The 17,966-nt window shown below is 63.8% G+C and carries 18 protein-coding genes; 7 read left to right on the top strand and 11 right to left on the bottom strand.

Annotation, left to right across the window (positions count from 1 at the left end; genetic code table 11):
• Position 1 precedes the first annotated feature (1 nt).
• Positions 2-619 (bottom strand): SipW-dependent-type signal peptide-containing protein, encoded by a 618-nt coding sequence (locus LDN82_RS02475; RefSeq protein ID WP_224094029.1) that lies wholly within the window; start codon positions 617-619, stop codon positions 2-4.
• 384 nt (positions 620-1,003) lie between these two features.
• On the opposite strand from LDN82_RS02475, the gene LDN82_RS02470 reads away from it, so the two are divergent.
• Positions 1,004-1,636 carry a uracil-DNA glycosylase gene (locus tag LDN82_RS02470; protein WP_224094028.1) on the top strand — a complete coding sequence of 211 codons (633 nt, stop codon included), beginning with the start codon at positions 1,004-1,006 and terminating at the stop codon, positions 1,634-1,636.
• A 368-nt stretch (positions 1,637-2,004) separates the two neighbouring features.
• On the opposite strand, the gene LDN82_RS02465 is transcribed toward LDN82_RS02470, so the two are convergent.
• The 5 genes from LDN82_RS02465 to LDN82_RS02445 form a co-directional block, all read right to left on the bottom strand.
• A complete protein-coding gene (locus LDN82_RS02465; protein ID WP_224094027.1) occupies positions 2,005-2,427 on the bottom strand; it encodes a DUF3151 domain-containing protein in 423 nt (140 codons plus the stop codon).
• Positions 2,427-3,446: a class II fructose-bisphosphate aldolase gene (gene fbaA, locus LDN82_RS02460; RefSeq protein WP_224166240.1), complete on the bottom strand. Its 1,020-nt coding sequence runs from the start codon at positions 3,444-3,446 to the stop codon at positions 2,427-2,429. Before fbaA ends, LDN82_RS02465 begins: the two co-directional genes overlap by 1 nt.
• A 178-nt stretch (positions 3,447-3,624) precedes the next feature.
• A complete protein-coding gene (locus tag LDN82_RS02455; protein ID WP_224166239.1) occupies positions 3,625-4,557 on the bottom strand; it encodes a hypothetical protein in 933 nt (310 codons plus the stop codon).
• 132 nt (positions 4,558-4,689) lie between these two features.
• Positions 4,690-5,376 (bottom strand): TrmH family RNA methyltransferase, encoded by a 687-nt coding sequence (locus LDN82_RS02450; RefSeq protein ID WP_224166238.1) that lies wholly within the window; start codon positions 5,374-5,376, stop codon positions 4,690-4,692.
• A 77-nt stretch (positions 5,377-5,453) separates the two neighbouring features.
• The gene (locus LDN82_RS02445) at positions 5,454-6,770 is read right to left on the bottom strand and encodes a hypothetical protein (protein WP_224166237.1); all 1,317 of its coding nucleotides are present in this window, start codon (positions 6,768-6,770) and stop codon (positions 5,454-5,456) included.
• A gap of 301 nt (positions 6,771-7,071) precedes the next feature.
• On the opposite strand from LDN82_RS02445, the gene LDN82_RS02440 reads away from it, so the two are divergent.
• Positions 7,072-7,902, top strand: a complete 831-nt coding sequence (locus tag LDN82_RS02440; RefSeq protein ID WP_224166236.1) for an HAD-IIA family hydrolase — start codon at positions 7,072-7,074, stop codon at positions 7,900-7,902.
• Between the two features lie 18 nt (positions 7,903-7,920).
• On the top strand, positions 7,921-8,673 hold the full coding sequence (locus tag LDN82_RS02435; RefSeq protein WP_224166235.1) for a tyrosine-protein phosphatase: 753 nt from the start codon (positions 7,921-7,923) through the stop codon (positions 8,671-8,673).
• A gap of 56 nt (positions 8,674-8,729) precedes the next feature.
• On the opposite strand, the gene LDN82_RS02430 is transcribed toward LDN82_RS02435, so the two are convergent.
• The 4 genes from LDN82_RS02430 to LDN82_RS02415 all read right to left on the bottom strand — a co-directional run bounded on the left by LDN82_RS02430 (position 8,730) and on the right by LDN82_RS02415 (position 13,145).
• Positions 8,730-9,866: an alpha/beta hydrolase gene (locus LDN82_RS02430; RefSeq protein WP_224166234.1), complete on the bottom strand. Its 1,137-nt coding sequence runs from the start codon at positions 9,864-9,866 to the stop codon at positions 8,730-8,732.
• Positions 9,867-9,971: 105 nt separating this feature from the next.
• Positions 9,972-10,556, bottom strand: a complete 585-nt coding sequence (gene pyrE / locus LDN82_RS02425; RefSeq protein WP_216922127.1) for an orotate phosphoribosyltransferase — start codon at positions 10,554-10,556, stop codon at positions 9,972-9,974.
• A 56-nt stretch (positions 10,557-10,612) separates the two neighbouring features.
• The gene (locus LDN82_RS02420) at positions 10,613-11,869 is read right to left on the bottom strand and encodes an FAD-dependent oxidoreductase (RefSeq protein ID WP_224166233.1); all 1,257 of its coding nucleotides are present in this window, start codon (positions 11,867-11,869) and stop codon (positions 10,613-10,615) included.
• Positions 11,862-13,145 carry an aromatic acid/H+ symport family MFS transporter gene (locus LDN82_RS02415; RefSeq protein WP_224166232.1) on the bottom strand — a complete coding sequence of 428 codons (1,284 nt, stop codon included), beginning with the start codon at positions 13,143-13,145 and terminating at the stop codon, positions 11,862-11,864. Before LDN82_RS02415 ends, LDN82_RS02420 begins: the two co-directional genes overlap by 8 nt.
• 48 nt (positions 13,146-13,193) lie before the next feature.
• On the opposite strand from LDN82_RS02415, the gene LDN82_RS02410 reads away from it, so the two are divergent.
• The 4 genes from LDN82_RS02410 to LDN82_RS02395 all read left to right on the top strand — a co-directional run bounded on the left by LDN82_RS02410 (position 13,194) and on the right by LDN82_RS02395 (position 16,841).
• Positions 13,194-14,015 carry an IclR family transcriptional regulator gene (locus LDN82_RS02410; RefSeq protein WP_224166231.1) on the top strand — a complete coding sequence of 274 codons (822 nt, stop codon included), beginning with the start codon at positions 13,194-13,196 and terminating at the stop codon, positions 14,013-14,015.
• 95 nt (positions 14,016-14,110) lie between these two features.
• Positions 14,111-15,250 carry a cupin domain-containing protein gene (locus tag LDN82_RS02405; RefSeq protein ID WP_224166230.1) on the top strand — a complete coding sequence of 380 codons (1,140 nt, stop codon included), beginning with the start codon at positions 14,111-14,113 and terminating at the stop codon, positions 15,248-15,250.
• On the top strand, positions 15,250-16,074 hold the full coding sequence (locus LDN82_RS02400) for a fumarylacetoacetate hydrolase family protein (protein WP_224166229.1): 825 nt from the start codon (positions 15,250-15,252) through the stop codon (positions 16,072-16,074). Before LDN82_RS02405 ends, LDN82_RS02400 begins: the two co-directional genes overlap by 1 nt.
• Positions 16,074-16,841 (top strand): maleylpyruvate isomerase family mycothiol-dependent enzyme, encoded by a 768-nt coding sequence (locus tag LDN82_RS02395; protein WP_224166228.1) that lies wholly within the window; start codon positions 16,074-16,076, stop codon positions 16,839-16,841. Before LDN82_RS02400 ends, LDN82_RS02395 begins: the two co-directional genes overlap by 1 nt.
• On the opposite strand, the gene LDN82_RS02390 is transcribed toward LDN82_RS02395, so the two are convergent.
• On the bottom strand, positions 16,842-17,855 hold the full coding sequence (locus LDN82_RS02390; protein WP_224166227.1) for a LacI family DNA-binding transcriptional regulator: 1,014 nt from the start codon (positions 17,853-17,855) through the stop codon (positions 16,842-16,844).
• Positions 17,856-17,966 lie beyond the last annotated feature (111 nt).

Below are 17,966 nucleotides of genomic sequence, written 5' to 3'. Positions count from 1 at the left end.
ATCACTGCGATTGGGCGGCGAATTCCCAGGTGGTTGTCCCGGTTTGGGATTGGACAAGGCCCGCATCGGCGGTAATCGTGAAGCATAGATTTACTGGCGCCCCAGGGTCCGTGCCCGCTCCCTGCGCAAGCGCGAAAGTGATGCTGCCCGGCGTCGTACCCAACGTTTGGCCGGCCGTCACCAAAGTTGCCGTGACGGGTTCAGTACAGCCGAAGTCATCTGATTGGGTGAGGGAATATGTCAGGCCAGCCAGGGAACCGGTGGATGCTTTGGTTGAGACAGTGACAGTGGCGTCGTAGCTGGACGCAGCATCCAAGCGGACGGCGAATGGTGCGGTGACCACATCGCCGGGCGAGAGATTGGTGGGGCTGGCCGTAAAGCCAAGAGTTGCCGGGCCCGTCACAGGATTCTCGCCAAACGCCGTTCCATCCGTGCTGCCCTGAAGATTGAAGGCGCCCGCCGTAAACGTGCCTTTGGCAAATTCGGAGTCGTTCCACGCGGCCAATGTGATCGCCGCACCAATTCCGAGGACCAAACCACCCGCCAGGATCGCGCGGACTTTTGGAGCCTTGCCGGGACGCTGCCCTGATTCTGGTGACGCTTCTGTTGTTGCAACCACGTTTACCCCCGAGGTAGATGATGCGAATGATGCTCGATCGAAGACTCGTACCTGGCGTCGGAGGTTCCAGAATGGGTCCCCCAAAACCATTAGCCCCAACCCATCATCTGTGCAGGTCAAAGTCAACGACCCTGACCTGCACAGATGGGTTAATGTTCAAGCTCGACAACGCCCCGGAATCCGCCTCCCGTCGTCGAGACGTTCGCCACGCTGCCGGGCAACACGCCGCGTCTCATTTGGGGGCGCGCCGAAACGGGGTGCTCCCGCGCTCATAGTCCGGTAAGGTTAGTTAGCCCCCAACAGCACCCTTTGAGGTTCGGCAGCGGCATGCCCGCGGCCCCTTGGAAAGGTGCGCGCAGTAACACCTAGGAGACCAAACCCCTGATGCAAGACCTGGCGACTGAATCACCCGAAGAACTCCTCTGGAACCGCCGCTACGAACCCCACATCGCCGAGGTCAACGGTCTGTGCGATTCCCTGAAGGAACAGAAGCCAGGCAGCGAGGTCCTCTACATCGACCCCGCCCACAGCATGGATGACTGCCGCATCGTCAGCCTTTTCTCCAACCAGCGCACCAACACCGGCGAGGGTTTCATCACCCCCGGTGACGAAGAAGCAACCACCCGGATGCTCGGCATGCAGTGGCAGTTGGGTCTCCGCCCCGAACTCATGATGCCGTGGAACGCGTACCCCTGGATCGAGCCCAACGAGGAACCGGGCAAGCTGACGCCGGCCAACATCACCGAAGGCCTCAAGCCACTCCTTCGCTTGCTCGCCATCCTGCCGCGCACTTCAGCCCTTGTGGCACACGGCAATGAGGCACACCGCCTTGCCGACCAACTGATGAAGGCCGCCCCTGCCAGCATCGCCCGCCGCGGCTTCAAGACCTTCAAGGTCCGTTCCCTTGGTGGCCGCTCCTTCGCAGGCACACCCGCCCGCCAGCAGGAATACCTTGACGCCATCCATGGCGCCTACGCCGAGGCCATGGCGCGCACGGGCATCCCGCGCAAGGCTTAGTCTCCCCCTTCGTTGCGGGCCCGCTCTGCGCCTTGGGGACACGCCCAGGCACGCAAAGCAGGCCCCACTACGCACTAACGACGGCGGCCCCCACCTTTTGGTGAGGGCCGCCGTCGTCGTTGGGGTGCTTGTGTTGGGAAGGTGAAGTCGTTAGCCGACCAGCATGCTGCGCAGGTCCCCGTCACGCACACGCCGCTGGTGGTTCCTCTGGGCCGCCCGCGCTTCGCACCCAACTGAGTCGCATTTGTGCGCGTTTAGAGAGCTGTAAACGCGCACAAATGCGACTTACTTGGGTGGGGTAACGACGACGGCGACCCTCACCTTTTTGGTGAGGGCCGCCGTCGTCGTTTGCTTAAGTAGCGCAGGCGTTAGCTGGCCTCGATCGCTGCCTTGGCCTTCGGGTCTGAGTCGTTCAGGAACTTCTCGATCCGCTCCGGCTCTTCGGCCTCACCAATTGCAGCTGCGGCACGACCCAGTGCGTAGAGCGCCCGCAGGAAGCCCTGGTTGGGCTCGTGCTCCCACGGGATCGGTCCGACGCCGCGCCAACCGTTGCGGCGCAGCGAGTCCAGTCCCCGGTGATAGCCCACGCGGGCGTAAGCGTAGGAGTCGATGGTGCGGCCCTCAGCCCAGGCTTCCTCAGCGAGGATTGCCCACAGAAGAGACGACGTGGGGTTTTTCTCCACGAGGTCCAGCGCTTCCTTGCCGAGAGCCAGGTGCTGGTAAATCTCGGTTTCGGCGGGCAGGAGCGTGGGCTCCGGCCCCATCAGGTTCTTCCGGAATTCGTCGGACATTAGAAAGTCTTGCCGACCGATCCGAGCTGCTGGGCTGCTTCAACGATGCGCGCGGCCATGCCGGCTTCGGCGGAAGCGCCCCAGACGCGGGGGTCGTAGGTCTTCTTGTTGCCCATTTCGCCGTCGACCTTCAGGACGCCGTCGTAGTTGGAGAACATGTGGCCGGCAACCGGGCGGGTGAACGCGTACTGGGTGTCGGTGTCGATGTTCATCTTGATCACACCGTAGGAAACGGCGTCGGCAATTTCCTGCTCGGTGGAGCCCGAGCCGCCGTGGAACACGAGGTCGAACGGGTTGTCCTTGCCGATCTTGGCGCCAACTTCGGACTGGATCTGCTTGAGCAGCTCGGGGCGGAGCTTGACGTTGCCCGGCTTGTACACGCCGTGCACGTTGCCGAAGGTCAGGGCGGTCAGGTAACGGCCGTTTTCGCCGGCACCCAGGGCCTCGATGGTAGCGAGAGCGTCTTCGGTGGTGGTGTAGAGCTTCTCATTGATTTCGTTCTCAACGCCGTCTTCTTCGCCACCGACGGTGCCGATTTCGACCTCGAGGATGATCTTCGCGGCAGCTGCGCGCTCAAGCAGTTCGCGGCCGATGCGCAGGTTCTCGGAGAGGGTCTCGTGCGAGCCGTCCCACATGTGCGAGTTGAAGATGGGGTCCTTGCCGGCCTTGACGGCTTCCTCGGAAGCCGAGAGCAGCGGAAGAACGAAGTCTGCGAGCTTGTCCTGCGGGCAGTGGTCCGTGTGCAGGGCGATGTTGACGTTGTAGTTCTTGGCAACTTCGCGGGCGAACGCGGCGAAACCGAGGGAACCGGCAACCATGTCCTTGACCGAAGCGCCGGACCAGTAGGCTGCGCCACCGGTGGAAACCTGGATGATGCCGTCGGATTCGGCCTCGGCGAAACCGCGGATCGCAGCGTTCAGAGTCTGCGACGACGTCACGTTGACCGCGGGGAAAGCGAATCCGCCAGCCTTTGCGCGGTCGATCATCTCGGAGTAAATCTCTGGGGTTGCAATGGGCATGGTGACTCCTATGCTGAATTCGTCTGTGGGTTGGTAACCCTGGAGTAGACCGCTTACGGCTAGCTCCCATCCTAGCGATATCCGCCGGGACGCCGTGTTTCGGGTCACTGGGGCTCTTAACACTTCCGCCGAGTTGGCATTTATTGACAATCCTGCGCGCTGACATTGGCATTAAGTGTCATCTCGCGCGCCAGCCACGGCTCTCCAATGCACGGCGTACCTTATGCACGACGGCGGGTCTGTCGCCTTGGAGGTCGTGCTTGGAGATCCGGACCTCCAGCCAGCCATGCGCGAGGGACCTTTCCTGGCGCTCGATGTCCCTAAGGTGCTGGTCCGCGCCGCCATGATGTTGGCCGTCGTATTGAAGGGAGACCTTGAACTCGCGGTAGGCGGCATCCGGCCACAGCACTGGCCGGCCAAGGGCATCGCGGACAACGTGGTTGAGTGTGGGTTCCGGCAGGTTCGCATTGACCAAGCGCAGGCGCATCAGCGTCTCCGGGGCAGAATCCGCCCCCACCCGGATGAGTTCCAGTGCTGCGCGGGCCGTCCGTACGCCACGCATGCCTGGATGGCGGCGGACGATCTCCGTCAGATCCTCGATGCTGCACAACGCTTCCTTGGGCACCGGGAAATCGGGGCCATGCGAACACACAAGGTGGTCACCGGCCACAACCAGGTCCTCCAAGGGCAGCAGCGCGGCCAAGTCCAACCACGTCCGCGCCGGCGAGGTGAGCCTGACGCCGTCGTACTCGACCACTTCTTCCGGAAGAAGCGTGAGGAGGTGTCCGGCCACGTTGACCCGCCGCGGAAAACTGAACCCCCTCCGCCGGGCCAGATGAATGCGCCAATCCCCGCTGCGGTTGCCTGGCAGGGGGACACCCCAAATCCGGGCGGCGGACAAGGAAACCAGGATTGAGGAATCGTCCAGGTCCGTGTAAGCCCTCAAGGCGGATGACCCGGAAGCGGCGGACACGGCCGGCATACGGACTCCCCGGGAAACCACCAATAAGTCCTTGGCACGTGTCCGGGACCGCGTAACGCCGGCTTTGTCCGATGCACGCACAGAGAAGGAACCCGTGGTCAGATGTTCCGGAAGTGTCGCCCTGCGCATGCCCCATTTTGGCTCCCCGGCGCGGCCTCCGGGAGGTTATCCACAGGCTGGCCACCCACGCGCTCCGCGAGATGGCATTTGATGACAATCCGCGGCGCTTGGATTGTCATCAAATGCCATCTCGGCGGGAGGCTACGAGACCGGCTGCTGGAACACGTGCCGGCGAACCCACGCGTGCATCGCGATCGCCGCAGCCGATGCAGCATTCATGGAACGCGTGGAGCCGAACTGCTCAATGGACAACGTAGCAACAGCGGCCTCATGGACCTCGGGTGTGAGGCCCGGGCCTTCCTGGCCAAACACAAGGACGCACTTCTCCGGGAGGTCGTAGGTCTCCAGCGGCACGGAATCCGGGAAGATATCGATGCCGATCACGGCAAGCCCCTCCCCCTGCGCCCATTGGACAAAGTCCTCGACAGTGGGGTGGTGGCGGACGTGCTGGTAGCGGTCGGTGACCATGGCCCCGCGACGGTTCCACCGGCGTCGACCAATGATGTGGACCTCTTTGGCGAGGAACGCGTTGGCTGTGCGCACAACCGTTCCGATATTGAGGTCGTGCTGCCAGTTCTCGATCGCGATGTGGAATTCGTGCCGCTTGGAATCCAGGTCCGCGACGATCGCCTCGTGCTTCCAGTACCTGTATTGATCCACCACGTTGCGGCGGTCACCATCCCTCAACAGGTCCGGATCCCAGTGCTCGCCAACCGGCCACTCGCCTTCCCACGGCCCGACGCCGACCTCCGGTTTCGCTTCAGCCTCGCCGTCCGCTGCGGGAACCTCGGAAGTGGGCAGGGCCGTGTTGGGGGGATGGTCAGTCACCCCTCAACTTTAGCCCTGCCCGTTCGGTGCCTCTTTGCCCGGCGCCTCTTTGCCTCTTCGCCTCTTTGGCCCGGCGCCTAGACCATCTTCCACTTGTTGATGCGGTACGAGTTGGCCAGCTGCTCCATCAGACCAGGGTGGGCATCCCAGTAGGTCTTGTGCCCGCTAACGCCCAGCATCTGCGGAGTTCCCCACGGTGTTACCGAGAATAGGTTGACTGCCTGGATTTCTTCCCCACGCGCATTGGTGCAGGTGAAGCCTATGACCACGGCGGCGCCACGACGGAATTCGCGGATCTCGGGCATCGAGGTCTTGAAGTCCGAGGTGCACTTGTGGCCCACCAGGTTCTGGGGCAGCTCTGTGGCCGTCATGCCCTTGTAGCGGGCCTCAATATCTTCGATCGCAGCCTTGATCTCTTTCGGATCCTTGCCGAACTTGCCTTCGTCGGACTCGGCGAAGAACGCGTAAGCGAGGGCAATGCCGTCGCCGTCCGCCTCCACCGTGCCTTGGGCCTTCTTCTGGATCTCCTCACCGGTGGTGGGGTCCTTGGTGATCCCGAAGGATTCGTCGTGGGTCCACTCGGCCAGGTACTGGAAGGACGATTCGCCCGTGACCCACTTGCTGAACAGCGGGTCGCCGTCGGCGGGGACATTGGTTGGGCCGGCGAAGTCTTCCCACACGCTGGGCAGCGGGATGGCACCCTCCGGAATCTCCGAGGAGGCGGTTGCGTCGGCTGAAGGCTCGTTGGACGGCTCGGCCGCTGCGTCGGACGCTTCGTCCGAGGCGCTGGTGGAAGGCACGGGCGTCTCCACGGCCACAGGTTTGGTCACCGAAGGAATCAACCATGCGAACACGACCACCAGCGCAATAATCACGACGACGGCGATCCCGCCGAGGATCAGGAACAGAGCCTTCTTGTTGTGGTCGCCCGGGCCCTGGCTGGGTCCGCTGGGCTGACCAGGGTAGCCGGGCTGACCGGGGTAGCTGGGCTGACCGGGGTAGCCAGGCTGGCCGCTGGCTTGCTGGTCCGGGTATCCGGGCTGGCCAGGGTAGCCACTGCCCGGCGGCGGGAAACCGGTCTGACCCTGCTGCGTCTGTGGGTAGCGGTGCACCGTTTCGGCGAACTCGCCGTCAGGGTGGCCCTGCTCGGTTGGGAATTGCTGCGCGGGGAAAACCTGGGTCACTGCAGGTTGTGTGGGGAGAGCCTGGGTCTGGCCGTCCTGCCCAGGCGCCACGGACTGAGCCGAAGGCGGCTCCTGTGCTTCCGGCCGATACATCGGCTGGGTCTGGCCCGGCTGATACTGCCGATACTGCTCCTGGCCGGTTTCGTAGCGCGGCTGCGGCACGCCGTCGGGATTGTACGGAGGCTGCGGCACTCCATTGTTGTTGCTCATGACAGGCCCTTTCAAACGTGTTGAGTACCGGCGTATCCGGGGATATCCGGTTGTCGATCCAATGCTGGGGACCTGCTGACGTGCGGCGACACAAAAAATCCACCATGTCGATCCCCCGACCCACGGTGGTGGCACGCCTGTACCGGAACAAGCGTAGTTCAGTCCGTCGAGTAGCAGGCGAGTCACGGCGGTTTTCCCCATGGGTAGAACTACCCACATAGAGGAATGCCTGGGATGTTTAGCTGCTCGAATAATGAAAGACTGGGAGGCAGTGCATGACCAACCCCAGCCGGAGGCAAATATGGCAGAAGAATCCACGCCCCACCAGTCCGCATCGGTGTACCGGAACGGCCACGAAATCGAATGCTGGCTCACGGACATGGACGGCGTGCTGGTTCACGAAAACCAGGCAATTCCCGGTGCAGCCGAGCTCATCCAGCGATGGGTGGATACGTCCAAGCGCTTCCTTGTCCTGACCAACAATTCCATCTTCACCCCGCGCGACCTCGCAGCCCGCCTCCGCGCCTCCGGGCTGGAAGTTCCGGAGGAGAACATCTGGACGTCGGCGCTGGCCACGGCCCAGTTCCTCAAGGACCAGGTCCAGTCTTCTGATTCCGGCAACCGCGCCTACACCATCGGCGAGGCAGGCCTCACTACCGCCCTGCACGAAGCCGGGTTCATCCTCACGGACACGGAACCTGACTTCGTGGTGCTCGGCGAAACCCGCACCTACTCCTTCGAAGCGATCACCATGGCTGTCCGCCACATCCTGGCCGGCGCGCGTTTCATCGCAACCAACCCCGATGCCACGGGCCCTTCCAAGGACGGCCCCATGCCGGCAACGGGCGCAATCGCTGCAATGATCACCAAGGCAACGGGCCGCGAACCGTACATCGTGGGCAAGCCGAATCCCATGATGTTCCGTTCGGCCATGAACCAGATCGACGCCCACTCGGAGACCACGGCCATGATCGGCGACCGCATGGACACCGATATCGTGGCAGGAATGGAAGCCGGGCTTCACACCGTCCTGGTGCTCAGTGGCATTACCCAACGCGAAGAAATCGTGTCCTTCCCGTTCCGGCCCAACCAGATCCTGAGCTCCGTGGCCGACCTCAAGAGCCAGATCTAAAGCCAAAGGAGTCCCGTCATGGCTGTGCTCAACCTCCGTCCTCTGGCCGGTGGCCGGATACTGAGGGGGAGCCAGCCGTTTGGCCTGGATGCTGCCGCGACATCGGGGTTCCTGGCGGAGCACGGCATCCAGGCCATCATGGACCTGCGCAGCGAGCTTGAGCGTTCCTTGGTTCCGTGGTTGGTTCCGAACGGATCCTCTCCTTCGAACGCGACCAAGCCCGACGGCGGTGGCGGGTGGACTGACGACGGTCGCCGCAAGGAAACTGTCCTGAAAGTCGAGCTCATCCATAATCCGCTGGACCCGAACGCCGTGGCGGGATCTCTGCAGGCAGTGGAGACTCCCGAGGATCTGGGGAATCTGTATCTGGGCTGGATCCGCGTCCGGCCGGAGTGGGTTGCCGATGCCCTGCGTCCTGTCGCGGAAGGCAAGCGCACGCTGGTTCATTGTTCGCTGGGCAAGGACCGGACCGGAGTGGTGTCGGCGATCGCGCTCATGGCCGCGGGCGAATCGGACGAGGCTGTGGTGAAGGATTACACGGCCACCACGCGCAACCTTCCCAACCTGCTGCAGGTCATGGCCGAGACGTGGCGGCTCCACGTCCCCTCCACACCCGCGCAATATTTCAGCCCTGACCTCATGATCCTGCAGAGCCCGGAGGCGGCAATCCGGCATTTCCTGGTCGGCTTCGCACGGGAGTTCGGGGACGCCCGCGGCTTCCTGCGCGAGGCGGGCCTCACTGCCGTCGAGGTTGAAGCGCTGCGGGGTTGAATGAGAGCCGGGTTGAATGAGAGCCGGAGGCCAGCAGGAAAATTCCGAGCAAAAACCTAGACCGGCCGGATAACCCGTCCGTTGGGCTCCTGGTACGACGGCTCGTCAGGTGCAGGCGGCAGCGGCTCCAGCTCATTCTGGACACGCTCCAACAGGGGCCGGTAAACGTCGGCGCTCCATTGAGGGCTGGCGTGCGCTGGCCGGGCCCCCTCCGTGCTGAGCACCGGGAGCTTCATGTTCGCCGCGAAGACCTTGCTCCACCCCGCCCGCGCGGACTCGTAATTGACCGTGTTGTCCTTGGCGTTGCCGAGGAATGCCATTTTGGCCGGGCCGATTTTGCCGGCTAAACGCAAGCCATCGAAGTGGTAGATATACGCGGACTCCGTCTGGATCAGCACGCTGGACGGGGCGATCGGCGAAAGCTGCTCCAGGCTTTGGTCCAGGATCTGCCGCCAGGTGCGTTCGTCCTTGTGCGCCACCCGCTCCCCCAGTTCATAGCCGCCGCGCAGGACTGAAGGGATGCGGAAGCCATTCTCATAAAGGAACACCACGCCGTCGAACCAGCTCTTATCCAGCACGTCAGCGCGGCTGAAGGGACTGGAATCGAGGACTATCAGCTGGGTCTGGACACCATGCAGCTCCAGCAGACGGGCGGCAACTTGCGTGGCGAGCATCCCACCGAAGCTGTGGCCATAGAAATACAGCTTCTCCAGCCCCAGCTCGCGCACGTGGAGAATGAGTTCGCGGACGATCTCATCAACGTCCAGGCCAAGGTTGGAATACCCGACGGCGGCAAGGCGGCCGCGCTGGTGAAGGGCAGGGCGCAGTGAGTTCAGGATCCACTGTGCCTCTTCCCAGCTGGTTTTGTATCCGGGAAAAAGGATCCAACTGGCCTTGGGAAAGTAGAGATCCGAGTAGGAATCCGGGACGCGGAGGATCTTTGTGGCCCGCCGCTCGGCCTGCACGCGACGGGTAAACAGCATGTCTCCCGCCAACGCCAGCGAAACCCCTGCAGTGATGAGGAAGTTACGGCGCGATGTTCGCTTTATCCGGGAAACGTGGGGCAGGATCCGGGCCCAGGCAGCGGGATCGGCAGCGTCTTCTGGCCCGGATCCGGGCATGGCAGGGCCCCGGCCCGGGAGGTTTTCGTTCACCTCCGGCGGAGCCTGGAGCTTCCCTACTTGAACGTCCACGCAGCTAGCATAGGCTTCGCGGGCACTGCCTTACAGCCCCGTAGTTCGTGCACGGTTGTTGCCCCTAAAATACGCTTTTAGGGGCATCCCCCGTACACAAACTCCCTAGTTGAGGCCCAGTTCGTCCTTGCCGAAGGCAAAGAGGTAAGGCACGCCGGTTTCGGCTTCGATCTTCTCTTTGGCGCCGGTGTCACGGTCCACGATGACGGCGACGGCAACCACATTGCCGCCGGCCTTACGGACGCCCTCGACGGCGGTCAGTGCGGAGCCGCCGGTGGTGGACGTGTCCTCGAGGACAACCACGTTGCGGCCCTCAACCGAGGGACCTTCCACCTGGCGACCCATGCCATACGACTTCTGGGCCTTGCGGACAACGAAAGCGTCCACGGCACGGCCGGCGTCTGCAGCGGCGTGCATGACAGCGGTACCTACGGGGTCGGCACCCATGGTGAGTCCGCCAGCGCACTCAACCGGGATCCCGGCGTCGTCGATCATCGCCAACATGACCTGGCCCACCAGCTTGGAGGCCTCGTGGTGCAGGGTGATGCGGCGGAGGTCGATGTAGTAGTCAGCTTCCTTGCCGCTGGAGAGGATCACTTTTCCGCGGACCACCGCCAATTCTTTGATGAGTTCAAGAAGGCGGGCACGGGCAGTTGCAGTGTCTGCAGCGGGGGTACTGGTGGAAGTCATGGCTTCTATTCTACGTAAGGCACCGGGCCCGGCATTTCAGGCGGGAATCCGGCATTTCAGGCGGGAATCCGGTCCGTCTGGCTGGAAGGCGCCGGGACCAGGGCGGGGCTACCGTCGACGTTGCCTGCGTACAGCCAGTCGTTGTACTGGAAGTCGTTGTCCTTGCGGCTCTTGAACAGCAGGTTCCGCAGTACGCGGGCCACTCCGGACACGTGCCAGGATTCTCCCCAGATCCGTGCCGTGCGCTGGACCCGGGCGGTTCGGGCGGCCCGGACCGAGTTGAAGGAGCGAATGGCCTCGTCCCACGCATCCGGGTTGACGCCGTCGGCGGTGAAGACCGTACCGTTGCTGACGTCCTGCAGCACCGCCGCATCTTCGAGGGCTTGGCAGGCGCCCTGGGCGAGGTACTGGAGCATGGGGTGCGCTGCGTCGCCCATCAGGACCATGCGTCCGGCAACCCAGTTTTCTATCGGTTCGCGATCGTACATGGGCCAGCGGATGCCCGTGCCGAGGTTGGCGAGCGCTGCTTGCACGGCGGGGACGCAGTCCTTGTAGGCGGCCTGGAGTTCGTCCACTCCCCCGTACTGTTCTTCACCGCGCTCAAACGACGGCGACTTGAAGACGGCCACGGTATTGAGCAGTTCGCCCTTGCGCAGGGGGTACTGCACCAGGTGGCAGTCCGGGCCGAGGTAGACAACCACGTCCTCCAGGTCCGTGGCGGGGGTTTCCGCGGTGATGGGCACCGTGCCGCGGTAGGCAACGTAGGCGGAGGAAACGGGCTGGTCTGCTGCTACGAGCGGCCGCAGCGTTGACTTGAGCCCATCGGCCCCGATCACCACGTCTGCTTCATAGTCCACACCAGCCGCGGTGTGGACAACACCGCGTCCGTTTACGGTTTCAACGCTGTCCACCATGACATCGTTGACCAGCTTCACGCCCGCCGCTTCACATCCTTCGAGGAGCACGCGGTGAAGGTCGCTTCGGTGGATCACCACGTATGGGGCGCCGTAGCGCTCCTCAAACCCGCCCCTCAGGCTCTGGCGCGTTAGTTCCTCGCCCGTGACTGCGTCGCGGAACACCAGGTGCTTGGGCTGGACTCCGATCTCCAGCGCCTTCTCCAGCAAACCCCAGCGTTTCAGGACGCGGGAGGCATTGGGGGCCATCTGCAAGCCCGCGCCTACCTCACCGAACTCCGGCGCCCGTTCCACGAGCGTGACGTTGGCACCGTTTTCACGCAGGGCCAGTGCTCCGGCCAGCCCGGCCATACCCCCTCCCACAACCAGGACATCGGTGGACGTGGTGTATTCAGACATTGCTTGCTCCTTGGGAGATTTTGGTTTTGATGGTGAATCTGACGGCGGCCAACAGGACCGCTGCAATGGCGGCGGCACCGGCGAACGCGAGGAAGTTGGAGTTGACGCCAAGACCGGCGGCCAACAGGAGGCCACCCACCTGCGGCGCAACGACTGCGCCAATGCGCCCGGTGCCGAGGGCCCAGCCAAGTGCTGTCCCCCGCAAGTGGTCCGGATAGTGGCTCGCCACCGCAGCGATAATGAGGCACTGCGTGCCATGGGTTCCGACGCCGGCAAGCACCAAAGCGAGGTACACCACCGTGACCGGCGGGCCGGCCAGTAGTACCGAAAGCCCGACGGCGGCTACTGCGGCTGCCGCTATCGCCGTCGGAATTGGACCGAAGCGTGTGCCCGCCCAGGCGGTGATGACCGAGCCGGCGACTGCGCCGAGGTTCAGCGCTAGGGCGAAGGTCAGCGCCGACCCCAGGTTGTAGCCAGCCAACTGCATGAGGTTGGGCAACCACGTACCCAACCCGTACCAGGCGAACAACGTGGCGATGGTAGCCAAGGCGAAGAGCATGCTGACACCCAGATAGGGTGCGCGGAGCAGGGAGCCGAAGCCGGCGGGCTCTTGAGAGTCCTTGCTGCCAGTTCCGGTGGATACGAGCGTCTCCGGAAGGTACCTCAGCCCGAGCGGCACCACGATCACCAAGGCCACCACAGCCACGAGGAACATGGACTGCCACCCGAAGGCAGGAATCATGGGAATGCCCACCAACGCAGCGATGGATCCACCGATCGGGACGCCGGACATCATCAGTGTGGCAATGGTGGAGCGCCATTTGGCCGGGACCAGTTCAGCCACCAACGCGTTGGCGGACGGGACCAGCCCGCCGAGACCGATGCCGGCGAGGAGTCGCAATGTTCCGAAGACAGCCGCGTTGGGTGCCAAGGCGCAGAGGACGGTGAACACCGAGAAGGCGATCGCACAGCCGAGGATGGTCTTGCGCCTGCCCCACGAATCGGCCATGCGGCCCGCGAAGATGGCGCCGATCATCATGCCAAGGAACGCCATGGAACCGATGGTCCCTGCTGTTGCCTTGGTGAGGCCCCAGCCGGTTTCGGAAATCAGGGAGGACTGCACGGTGCCGTAGACGATGAGGTCGTAGCCGTCGAAGACCACCAGCAGCCAGCAGACCAGCACGGCGAGTGCCGGGCCTCTGGAGAAGCGCGGGGCCATGCGGCCAAGGTCGGCAGTAGGCCGTTGCGACGCTGCAGCGGGAAGTGTGTGATTCATCCCACCACTGTCAGGTGAACAGCAACCGAAGCACCATAGAATTCTGTTGTGCAGAACAAGCCCCCCACCCAGTCCAGCCGGAAGCCCGTGCAGAAGCGGCCCACGTATTCCATTGAGGCGGTAGACAACGCCCTGCAACTCCTCCAGCTTCTCCGCGACGGCGGCGCGCTCCGCCTCAAGGACGCAGCAGCAGAGCTCGGGGTGGCTCCCTCAACTGCCCACCGGCTCCTTGCAATGCTCGTTTACCGGGGCTTCGCGGTGCAGGACGAGAACCGGCGCTATGTCCCGGGACCAGCCATGGGCGTCGGCCCCGCCGGCCTCAGCTGGACCAGGCTGCTGAGGGATTTGGCCCTGCCCCATATGGAACTGCTGTCCGCACGGCTCGATGAGACGGTCAACCTGATGGTCCGTGTTGGCACCAAGGTCCGCTTCCTCGCAACGGTGGAGGGCAGCAACGTCCTGCGTATCGGAGACCGTCAGGGGACGGTCATGCCGGCGGACAAGACCTCCGGCGGGAAAGCGATGCTCGCCGAACTGGAACCCCCGATGATCGAACAACTCTTCCGCAGCCAGAATGCCGAAATAGGCGGCGACACCATCCCGGACGCAGAGTATGCCGCCTTTATCCGCGAACTGGACAGCATCCGGAACAACGGTTTCGCGGCCAATTTCGAGGGCACGGAGGAAGGAGTCAGCGCCCTCGGCATGGCACTCCACAACCGGCGCGGGCAGGTAGTCGGGGCACTAACCGTCGCCACGCCTGCCACCCGGTTCCGCAAAGTGTTCGACGCCGGTTTGGTCGCCGCCCTGCGGGAAACCTGCCGACAGCTGGAGATCGACATCGCAGCCAACCCGGCAGAACCAGGATAACGAATTCTGCAGAACAGAATATCCTCGGGATCACTGGCGGTAATCCGTAGGGTCGAACTACGCCAAAACTGTTCGACCCTATCGAGGAGGCCTACGTGTCCATCAGCGCCGAGAACACGACTCATGAATCTGTGGCCGCCAGCCACGCCCTGCCGGAGCCGACCCCCGAGGAACAGGCGCAGCTGGAGCAGCTGTACAAGGACTTCGAGTCGGAGAACCTGATCCCGTTGTGGACGGAGATCGGTGACCTGATGCCGATGGTCCCAACCCCGAAGGCCGTCCCGCATGTGTGGCGTTGGAATGATCTGTACCCCCTCGCTGCGCGTGCCGGGGACCTGGTGCCCGTTGGCCGCGGCGGGGAACGCCGCGCCATTGCCCTGGCCAACCCGGGCCTGGCCGGCACGCCGTACGCGACGCCGACACTGTGGGCCGCGATCCAGTACCTGGGCGGCGGCGAGACCGCCCCGGAGCACCGGCATTCGCAGAACGCCTTCCGGTTCGTCGTCGAAGGTGAAGGCGTCTGGACGGTCGTAAATGGCGATCCTGTGGCGATGCGCCGCGGCGACTTCCTGCTGACCCCGGGCTGGAACTTCCACGGCCACCACAACGACACCGACCAGCCGATGGCATGGATCGATGGGCTGGACATCCCCTTCGTCCATTACGCGGACGCCGGGTTCTTCGAGTTCGGCACCGAACGCGTCACGGACGAAGCCACGCCGGACATCTCGCGCTCTGAACGTCTCTGGGCCCACCCAGGCCTCCGTCCGCTCTCCGGTCTGCAGGACACCACCAACTCCCCCATCGCCGCGTACCGCTGGGAACACACCGACGCAGCCCTCCGTGAGCAGTTGTTGTTGGAGGACGAGGGCCACCCGGCCACCGTCTCCCAGGGCCACGCCGCCATCCGGTACTCAAACCCCACCACCGGCGGGGATGTCATGCCCACCATCCGCGCCGAATTCCACCGCCTCCGCGCCGGCGCCACCACCGAGCCGCTTCGTGAGGTTGGTTCCAGTGTGTGGCAGGTCTTTGAGGGCACCGGCACCGTTGTCCTGAATGGCGAGACCAAGCAGCTGGCCAAGGGTGACCTGTTCGTGGTCCCGTCCTGGCAGGAATGGTCGCTGCAGGCCGACGCTGTTTCACAAACTTCGTTTGATCTTTTCCGGTTCAGTGACGCCCCCATCTTCGAACGACTGAACTTCAACCGCAGCTACACTGAAGGACGCAAGTAATGAGACTCCTCACCCTCCGCACCGCTGAAGGCACCAAAGCTGTCCGCCAGGACGGCGACACCCTCACCGAGATTCCCGGCTTCGCCGACGTCGGCGCGTTGCTGGCCGACCCCGCATGGGAAACCATTGCGAAGGCGGCCAACGGCGCAACGCACGCGCTCGACGGCGCCGACCTCGCCGCCGTCGTGCCTGCACCGGGGAAGATCATCTGTGTGGGCCACAACTACCGGAACCACATCAAGGAAATGGGCCGGGAAATCCCCGAGTACCCCACCCTGTTCGCGAAGTACCAGGAATCCTTGATCGGCCCGAACGATGACCTGGCGTTGCCGCAGGAATCGGACACCGTGGACTGGGAAGCCGAGCTCGCGGTGATCATCGGCAAGAAGGGCCGGCGCATCACCGAGGCGGACGCAGCCGACCACATTGCCGGGTACGCGGTCCTGAACGACATCAGCATGCGCGATTACCAGTTCCGCACCATCCAGTGGCTCCAGGGCAAGACGTGGGAGGACTCCACTCCGTTCGGCCCTGCCCTCGTCACCAAGGACGAATTCACCGCCGGCCCGCTCATGACTTCCGCCGTGGATGGCGAGATCCAGCAAAGCACTCCCACCGGCGACCTCGTGTTCACCCCCGAATTCCTGGTTTCCTACATCTCTACGATCATCACGCTGAACCCGGGCGACGTGATCGCCACCGGGACCCCCGGCGGCGTCGGGCACGCCCAGAACCCCAAGCGGTACCTGCAGGAAGGCCAGCTGCTGGTCACCACCATCGAGGGCCTCGGCCAGCTAAGCAACCGCGTGGTCAAGGAAGCCTGATGGTCGCCCGCCACGATCTCGCCACCGATCCGCGCCTGCAGGAAGAACTCCTGCAGGCGCGGCGGGGAACCGCCTTCTTTGCCCGGAAACTCAACGAACTTACCGACTCAGAGCTCGACGGCGCGTCACTGCTGGCCGGCTGGTCCCGCCGCCACGTTGTAGCACATGTGGGCTACAACGCCCGTGCGATCGCCCGGCTCGTGGAATGGGCAGCCATCAGTGTGGAAACACCGATGTATGCCTCGCCCGAGGCCCGCAACCAGGAAATAAACTTCGGCGCCACGCTTTCCCCGATCGCGTTGCGGAACCTCTTCGACCACTCCGCAGTGCACTTGTCCGTCGAATGGCGCGACCTCCCGGACGCGAACTGGGCCCACGAAGTCCGCACCGCCCAAGGCCGCACCGTGCCAGCATCCGAAACAGCGTGGATGCGCACCCGCGAAGTATGGGTCCACGCCGTGGACCTGGACAACGGCGCCACCTTCAACGACATCCCCACTTCGGTCCTCGAACGTCTACTCGGCGACATCACCGGTGCGTGGAAAATCCGCGGCACCGACACCGGACTTCTCATCAAGGTCAACGACACTGCCGGGAACGGCACGGGCCTTACGTTCGGCGACACCACCGCTGAAGACCCGACGATCATCACCGGCCCGCTTCCCGCCGTCGTCGCGTGGGCTGCAGGCCGCGGCAACAGCGGCATCACAGCCGCCGGACCTGGCGCCCCAACGCGGGAAGTGCCGGCCGCGCCGGCATGGATCTAGCTACGACGCAGCAGGTGGAGTTGGCGGCGCCGTAGTCGAGCGGATCACCAGGCGGGGATTCACGATCTGGTCCTCGTTGCCTGCTTCACTTTCCAACTGCTGGAGCAGCGCGGACATGCAACGGCGGCCGAGTTCTTCAAAGTCCTGCTTGATGGTGGTCAGCGGAGGCAGGAAGAACGCAGCTTCAGGTTGATCGTCATAACCCACCACACTGATGTCTTCAGGGACCCGCAACCCGGCTTCCTGGAGGGCGCGAAGGACTCCCACAGCCATTTGGTCGTTCGCGATAAAGACAGCAGTGACAGTTGGCTGATCCTCGAGCTTGCGCTGTTCGATGAGCGCCAGGCCTGCTTCATATCCCGAGGCGGCATCCCATCCCCCTTGGAGAAGAACGTGGGCCTCCAAGCCGGCGTTGCCGAGTGCCTCCTGCCATCCCTTGATGCGCTCAGCCGCGTCAATCCAGTGCGTCGGACCGGAAATGTGTCCGATGTGGCGGTGTCCGAGCCCGATGAGATGTTCCACCGCCAACCGCGCTCCCAAACGCTGGTTCAGTGAAGCACCCATCAGTTCGTTCCCTGTTCCGGCGCCCACGGCCACCATGGGAAACGGGACGATGACGTCACGGAGGGCGGCCAGGACATCCGGATGGGGTACGAGGATGACCACGCCCTCCACTGACTCGTTGCGAAAATGGGCGATGGCGTCGTTGATGCTGTCGCCTGTTACTTCGCGGAGGTTGGCGATACTGACGAAGTAGCCCGCTTCCCGGCCCGCCTGTTCAACTCCCAGCAAAGTATTGGCAGGTCCGTACTGGCCGGTTTCGCAGGCGAGCACGCCTATGGTCCGGGACCGCCGCGTCACCAAGCTGCGTGCGGCCGTGTTGCGCCTGTATCCAAGGCTGGCGATAGCCGATTCCACGCGTTCCTTGGTCTTGCTGCTGACATTGGGGTGGTTGTTCAGGACGCGGGAAACAGTCTGGTGCGAGACCCCGGCCAACTTGGCTACATCCCCCATGACGGGTGGCCTGCTCGGTGTTGCCCCGGGAGACATCCGCACCTCACTTTATGGATTCGTATGGGGGGCTTGGACAGGATTGGCCCGCATCCGGCTCTTCACTCTGAGCAG

Origin of the sequence: Arthrobacter sp. StoSoilA2, from assembly GCF_019977195.1 — a bacterium.
Lineage (GTDB): Bacteria > Actinomycetota > Actinomycetes > Actinomycetales > Micrococcaceae > Arthrobacter.
The sequence above is the reverse complement of the archived record's forward strand: the minus strand, read 5'-3'. Positions and strand labels throughout refer to the sequence as shown.

Coding starts and splice junctions, on each gene's coding strand:
- LDN82_RS02470 (WP_224094028.1), top strand. CDS start 1,004: ATGCAAGACCTGGCGACTGAATCACCCGAAGAACTCCTCTGGAACCGC.
- LDN82_RS02465 (WP_224094027.1), bottom strand. CDS start 2,427: ATGTCCGACGAATTCCGGAAGAACCTGATGGGGCCGGAGCCCACGCTC.
- fbaA (WP_224166240.1), bottom strand. CDS start 3,446: ATGCCCATTGCAACCCCAGAGATTTACTCCGAGATGATCGACCGCGCA.
- LDN82_RS02455 (WP_224166239.1), bottom strand. CDS start 4,557: ATGCGCAGGGCGACACTTCCGGAACATCTGACCACGGGTTCCTTCTCT.
- LDN82_RS02445 (WP_224166237.1), bottom strand. CDS start 6,770: ATGAGCAACAACAATGGAGTGCCGCAGCCTCCGTACAATCCCGACGGC.
- LDN82_RS02440 (WP_224166236.1), top strand. CDS start 7,072: ATGGCAGAAGAATCCACGCCCCACCAGTCCGCATCGGTGTACCGGAAC.
- LDN82_RS02435 (WP_224166235.1), top strand. CDS start 7,921: ATGGCTGTGCTCAACCTCCGTCCTCTGGCCGGTGGCCGGATACTGAGG.
- pyrE (WP_216922127.1), bottom strand. CDS start 10,556: ATGACTTCCACCAGTACCCCCGCTGCAGACACTGCAACTGCCCGTGCC.
- LDN82_RS02420 (WP_224166233.1), bottom strand. CDS start 11,869: ATGTCTGAATACACCACGTCCACCGATGTCCTGGTTGTGGGAGGGGGT.
- LDN82_RS02415 (WP_224166232.1), bottom strand. CDS start 13,145: ATGAATCACACACTTCCCGCTGCAGCGTCGCAACGGCCTACTGCCGAC.
- LDN82_RS02400 (WP_224166229.1), top strand. CDS start 15,250: ATGAGACTCCTCACCCTCCGCACCGCTGAAGGCACCAAAGCTGTCCGC.
- LDN82_RS02395 (WP_224166228.1), top strand. CDS start 16,074: ATGGTCGCCCGCCACGATCTCGCCACCGATCCGCGCCTGCAGGAAGAA.
- LDN82_RS02390 (WP_224166227.1), bottom strand. CDS start 17,855: ATGGGGGATGTAGCCAAGTTGGCCGGGGTCTCGCACCAGACTGTTTCC.